Origin of the sequence: Bradyrhizobium sp. PRIMUS42, from assembly GCF_023006515.1 — a bacterium.
Lineage (GTDB): Bacteria > Pseudomonadota > Alphaproteobacteria > Rhizobiales > Xanthobacteraceae > Bradyrhizobium.
Window position 1 is genome coordinate 21,769 of the sequence record NZ_JALBGZ010000017.1, and the last position, 6,486, is coordinate 28,254.

4 protein-coding genes are annotated in these 6,486 nt (G+C 61.8%); all 4 read left to right on the forward strand.

Annotation, left to right across the window (positions count from 1 at the left end; all coding sequences use genetic code 11):
• Positions 1–86 precede the first annotated feature (86 nt).
• Complete coding sequence (locus MOV75_RS03770; RefSeq protein ID WP_246919793.1) at positions 87–1,052, forward strand: AraC family transcriptional regulator; 966 nt, start codon at positions 87–89, stop codon at positions 1,050–1,052.
• Between the two features lie 79 nt (positions 1,053–1,131).
• Positions 1,132–1,380, forward strand: a complete 249-nt coding sequence (locus MOV75_RS03775; protein ID WP_246919784.1) for a hypothetical protein — start codon at positions 1,132–1,134, stop codon at positions 1,378–1,380.
• Positions 1,381–1,663: 283 nt separating this feature from the next.
• Complete coding sequence (locus tag MOV75_RS03780) at positions 1,664–4,357, forward strand: autotransporter domain-containing protein (protein WP_246919788.1); 2,694 nt, start codon at positions 1,664–1,666, stop codon at positions 4,355–4,357.
• Positions 4,358–4,479: 122 nt separating this feature from the next.
• Positions 4,480–6,486: beta strand repeat-containing protein (locus tag MOV75_RS03785; protein ID WP_369010439.1), on the forward strand; the 2,007-nt coding region annotated here is incomplete at its 3' end.

Consider the following 6,486-nt stretch of genomic DNA (forward strand, 5'->3'; position numbering starts at 1 on the left):
TGCCGCGACGGCATTGAACGCGCGTGTGAGGAAACGACAGCGTATGGCCGGCCTGCTCGTCGGTTGGAGAGATTGCAGTGAGCAGCATGATTGATTTTTCCGTTCTCAATGTTTCAACGAACGACATTCCCGAAGGCGAGCGCATCCCGATGCTTCGCGATTTCTATTGTCGCGGGGTATTGAAGGCAGAGGTCGAGGCAAGGGCAGGAAAGCCGGCGGCGGCGAGCTTCACGTCCCACGTCCTGCCGGAAGCCCAATTGTTGATCGGGGGATTGTGCGGAGCGCGGGTCATTCGCACCAAGCAACTGGTGGCCGATGGCGACGACAGTCTCGCCCTGATCGTGAACAGGTCCGGCGTTCTCGGGATATCCGAGCGAGGGCACGATCTGAGGCTCCATGCAGGAGAGGCGGTCCTGACGAGCGCGGAGGACGTCACGACGTTCGAGCGGTTGTCACTGGGCAGCTGCTTCTCGCTGCGTGTGCCGAGGCGCGTGTTGGCGCCGATGATCGTGGACGTCGATGATGCCGTGATGCGCGTCATGCCGGAAGGCTCCGCCGGTCTCAGCCTGCTGGTCGACTACGCGGTGACGCTGGTGCGGGAGAAGGCGTTCGCGACGCCTGAGCTCCGGCAGCTCGGGGTCGGACACCTGCATGATCTGCTGGCGCTCGTCCTCGGTGCGACCAGTGAGACGCGAGAACTGGCCGGACGGCGTGGCGTCAAGGCGGCTCGGCTCCAGAAGGCCAAGGTCTCTATTTCCAACAATTGCTGGCGGCAGGACCTCTCGGTGGGTTCGGTTGCCCACGAGCTTGGCGTGACGCCGCGCTATCTCCAGCGCCTGTTCGAAGCCGACGGCAAGACGTTCTCCTCCTTCCTGACCGAACAACGCGTCAAGCGCGCCCATCGCATGCTGCGGGAACCCGGATATGCCGAGCGCACCGTGAGCTCGATCGCCTACGACGTCGGCTTCGGCGATCTCTCCTATTTCAACCGCTGCTTCCGGCGGACCTATAACGCGACGCCGAGCGATGTCAGGAGCGGCGAGGTGGCGTAGCCGCGTTCGACCAGATTTCAAATCAAGTATCGATTTTGGGGGCGGCACGGGCGTGCGCTGTCCATAGTTGGAGTGCTGCATGCGCCGCTTTTTCTTTGACCTGTTGGTCGGCAATGTCGTGAAGATCGACCCGGGCGGCATGATTTTCGAGCAATCCAACGCGACGTTCGTCGTTGCCGACGAGATGGCCAGACATCTGTTCGTCTGGCGCGATGACCTGCGCGATCGCGACGCCTGGATCCGCGTCCGCGACAATAGCGGGCGCGAAATCTATCGCGCCGCGGTCTGGTCCGAGAATGCGGAGAAGGTCGGCTGGGACCAGGCATAAGCGCCCCGGCGACAATGTCACAACTCTGCATCAGTGACGCACGAAACGGGCTTCGGTTCGTTCTGAGCCAAAATCCGGTCGCTGCCGTCCAAGTCGGAAGCGCCCCTCTTTTCTACCTTGGCGTCAGCGAATGCAAATTGGCATGAGCTGGCGTCATCCGATCCGAGGAGGCTGGCGACAATTTGCCTGTGCGCCGGTGGGGCGGGATGACGGCGACGATGAACTGGAAATGAATGTGATGGGTCTTGGAGATATTGCGCCGTGGCATTTGACGCGGCGAACGATGCGCTTTCTGGCACTGGCTGTGCTCGCCATGCCAATCTTCACGGTCGAACGCGCCGTGGCCGCTTGCACGCCGGTCGCGCCGGTCAGCAACGCCACAATTGTTTGTTCGGGCGACGTCGACACTCAGCAGGGTAGTCGCACCGGCTACGGTACGTTCGATGACGACAACAACACCTACAAGATTGAAGTCGGCGCCAAGGTTCACGGTGGCGCGTTTGGCATCAGGAGCCGCGATGGCGCCGCATTCATCAACGCCGGCACGATCGACGGAGCCACTTCGGCCGGGATTGCGTCGGGGAGCGATCTGACCATCTCCAACCTTGCCGGCGCCACCATCGTGGGTTTCCACGGCATCACCGGGTTTACCGGGACCATCAACAATGCCGGCACGATCAACAGCGAGGCCGGCGGGCGCGGCAGCGGGATCGAGGTCAGGAACGTCACCGTGACCAATTCCGGTACGATCGCAGGAATAGGTCCAGACACCGTCGGGATCAATGGCGACGTCGTAAACCTGATCTCGAACACCGGCATGATCTCGGGGGATGCGAGCGGCGTGACTGGCCAGACCCTCAACATCACCAACAATGGCTCCGGTGTCATCTCCCAGATCGCTGCAAGCGGAGGCGCCATCCAATCCTCCGGTCTGGCGACAGTGGTGAACGCGGGCAACATCATTGGTCACGCGTTTGGCCTAGCCGGCCAGAACGTCAATCTGTCGAATCTCGCCTCCGGCACCGTCAGCGGCGCCGGCGCGGTCGTCGCGGACCAATCCGTCTCCGTCAGTAATGCGGGATTGATCCAGGCAAGCGGCAACGCGATCGTGTCACGGACTGGCGACATCAATGTGACCAATGCCGCTTCCGGCACCATTTCCGCAGGCACTAATACCATCCTGGCGCATGGCGATCCGGCGGCGGGCAAGGCTAACGTCACGATCAACAACGCGGGCGAAATCCGGTCGGCATCATCAGGGGCCGTCGTGGCCTTCAACGTCGCGACTGTGGTGAATTCAGGCACAATTGTCGGCGCCGCCGCCATCTACGGCGGCCGCTTTGCCGTCATCGACAACACCGGTGGGATCACCGCCATCAGCGGCAATGCGGTGACTGCGGATTCTAATGATGCGATGGTTCGCAATACCGGTACGATCTCGGGAGGCGCTGGTGGCATCGTCGCGATCCGGACGGCCGATGTGGTGAACGGCGGCATCATATCGGGCGGAACAGCCGCGATCGTTGCTCAAAACATCAACGTGACCAACACAGGGCAGATTTCGTCAAACGGCATTGCGCTGAATGGCGACAGCGTCAATCTCAACAATTCCGGCGCCATCGTCGCAGTGACCGGCATCTCGTCGAGCGGCGGGTCGAACATCACGAACTCGGGCACGATCACGGGTTCGGGCGGCACGGCGATCAAGCTGTCGAACGCTGCTGACACGCTGACGCTGCTGCCGGGCTCGAAGATCAACGGCGTGGTCGATTTCGGCTTCGGCGCCGACGTCGTCAATGTCAATCTTGCGCCTCGCAGCAAAGTATCGTCATTGACGAGCGTCGCGCTGCCGACCTTCGTCAATTTCAACGGCACCATCAACACCATCACGTCGGGCGGCGGCTTCAACGGTCCCTCGGTCGTTGTCGGCGGCACCTTGGCCACCCTCGATCCGACCGCGCTGGCGCAGACTGACCGCACGCTGATGGATTTTACCGGCGGCGTTTCTTCTCTCGTGCAGGGCCGCCTGAGCGGTGGTGGCACAGGCGGAAGCAACATGATGGCGATGGCGTACGCGCCCGAGACGGCGCAGGCCGGGCCCTTCACCAAGGCGCCGCGCAGCCTGTGGACCGATCCAGCCCCGATCACGGTCTGGGCCAACAGCTTTGGCGGCCAGCGCATCCAGGACGAGACCGCCTCGACGTTGCGTGCGACTTCGACCGCCTGGGGCGGCGCCATCGGCATCGACCGCAAGGTGCAGCCGAACTGGCTGGTCGGCGGCTTCCTCGGCGGCGGGCAGGGCGGTCTCTCGGTCGACCTCAACTCGCAGTCGGTCGATACCAACTACGTGTTCGCCGGTGTCTACAGCCGGTTCGAATGGGTGTCGCAGTTCTTCGACTTCACGATCCAGGGCGGCAACGCCGACAACAAATCGCGGCGCCTGGTGCTCAGCAATGCAGCGGTCGGTGGCATGGAAACCGCAACCGCAAACTACAGCGGCTGGTACATCAGCCCCGAGGTCGCCTACGGCTACAGGCTCAACATCGGCAACGGCTATCTGCTGACGCCGACGGCGCGGTTGCGCTACGTCGCCGGCCGGTTCGACGGCTACAGCGAGACCGGCTCGGCGCAGGGGCTCTCGGTCGGCGGACGCACGCTGCAGGATTTCGAGGAACGCGGCGAGGTCGACCTGTCCCGGGTGACGAGCCTCGCGGGCGGCGAGCTCAAGGCCAACATCCATGGCGGCGTGATCGCGCTCCAGCGCGTAGGCGACACCAGCATCAACAGTGTGCTGCTCGGGCAGAACTTGTCTTTCGTCACGCCCGGCAGCCGCAGCACCGTCGGTGCGGTCGCAGGCTTCGGCTTCGACTACCGCACCAGCGCGAGCGTGTCCGTGTTCGGCGCGGTCGAGGGCATGATCATGTCCGACCAGAGCCGCACCGTCACCGCGAAGGGCGGCGTTCGCGTCGCGTTCTGAGCAAGCAGAGACGGTTACGCGAATTTGCAACAGTCAGCCGTGAGTGTGCGGGAGTTCATCCTGAGCCTAGACGCGGTCGTTCCCGTCCAAGCGGCGAGACGAATCTCGATCTAATTATAATTGTGCCTGAGATCAGCCGAGTCCGCTGCGGGTCTCGTGCGCGAGCTGACGAGAATGCGAGGGCTGTGGATTTAAAGCCAGCGCCGAACTGGGGATCGGGAATGAATGTGACGGCTCTGAACGGCATCGTGCAACGGCGTTTCGTGCAGCGCTCGATCCGCCTTCTCGTGCAAGCGACGCTGGTCGCGCCGTTGTTCACCATCGAGCGGGCCGAAGCCGCATGCACGCCCACGGCGCCGGTCAGCAACGCGACGGTGAGTTGCACGGGAACGACAGGTAATGCCAATGGGACGAATGGTTATGGCACCGGTACCGATGTTGGCAATACCTATAACATCGTAACGAACGCGACACTCACCGGGACGGACAATGGCCTCAGGTTCCTTACGGGAACGGTGAATAATTCCGGTAGAATCAAAGGTGGATCCTATGCGATCTCCTACGACAACGAGGCCGTCATCAACAACATTGGAACGTCGTCCGTTATATCGTCCGATGCCGGTACGGCGATCTTAGGTTTCAAATTGCATGTTCGGAACGAGGGCACCATCGCAGCAGATGGGATGAACGGCATCGCCATCAACGCCGGGAATAACGACGGTGGAAACGATGTCGTCAACTCGGGCAACATCAATGCGGGTGAGACTGCCATAAAGAGCAGTGGCCCTCTGACTGTCACGAACTCGGGCAGCATCGGCACTTCTGGTGCGAACAGTCTTGCGATCGATGGTTTCGTCGTCACGGTCAACAACAGCGGTACGCTCACCGCAGTTGGCAGCAACTCCATCGGTATCAGAGGTAACACGGTCAATGTGACCTCGAACACCGGCACGATCTCAGGCGGGTCAAGAGGCATCGAGGCCGTCGGGAGCGTAACGATCGCGAATGCAGGCTCGATCAAGGCGACCGGCGCCAACGGAATCGCGATACGGGCAGATGCCGGTACGATCGCGAATGCGGGAGAAATTTCCGGATCGTGGGGCGTTTCAGCCGTTCACGACTTCTCCATTTCGAATTCAGGGACAATCTCCGGCGACATCGTCGGAATATTCGTAAACAATGCGACTGTCGTAAATTCGGGCTTGATCACGAGCGCCGGATTTGCGTTGGACACGTCAAGCGCAATTGATCTGAACAATTCGGGGACGATAAGAGGTGTTGGTGCGGGGTCTGCGGCGGTTCTGGTCGGCTCCGGCGGAGCGATCGTCAATTCAGGAAACCTTGTGGCTGACGGCGCGGCGATACTCCATTTTGCCGGTGCAGACAAAGCTTTGACGATAGTGAACGCGGCTTCAGGCTTCATCATAGGAGCCGAGGGAATAGCGTCGTCCGGAACGGTAAACGTCACCAATTTTGGCACCATTCGCGGGACCTTTCCCGGCAGCGGCGTCGCCGTGGACGCGAATTTCGTCAACCTCAACAACGGTGGCTCCATCATCAGCGCCATCGGTATTCGATCCAATGGTGCAGCCAATATCGTCAATTCCGGCACCGTCACTGGCACCGGCGGCACGGCGATCAAGTTGTCGAGCGACGCCGACACGCTGACGCTGCTGCCGGGCTCGAAGATCAACGGCGTGGTCGATTTCGGTCACGGCGACGACGTCGTCATTGTCAACCTCGTCGCGCCGAACACCAAACTGTCCTCGTTGACCTCGATTGCTCTGCCGACCTTCATCAATTTTGACGGCACGATCCACACCAATGTCTCCGGCGGCAGCTTCAATGGCCCCTCGGTCGTCTCCGGCACCACGCTTGCGACGCTCGATCCCACCGCACTGGCACAGACCGACCGCACGTTGATGGACTTTACCGGCGGTGTGTCGTCGCTGGTGCAGGGCCGCCTCAACGGCGGCTCCGGGCCGAATGGCAGCAACATGATGGCGATGGCCTATGCGCCCGAGACGGCGCAGGCCGGGCCCTTCACCAAGGCGCCGCGCAGCCTGTGGACCGATCCAGCGCCGATCACGGTCTGGGCCAACAGCTTTGGCGGGCAGCGCATCCAGGAC

Excerpts from the sequence above, each read along its gene's own strand:
- MOV75_RS03770 (WP_246919793.1), top strand. The coding sequence starts at position 87 with ATGATTGATTTTTCCGTTCTCAATGTTTCAACGAACGACATTCCCGAA.
- MOV75_RS03775 (WP_246919784.1), top strand. The coding sequence starts at position 1,132 with ATGCGCCGCTTTTTCTTTGACCTGTTGGTCGGCAATGTCGTGAAGATC.
- MOV75_RS03780 (WP_246919788.1), top strand. The coding sequence starts at position 1,664 with ATGCGCTTTCTGGCACTGGCTGTGCTCGCCATGCCAATCTTCACGGTC.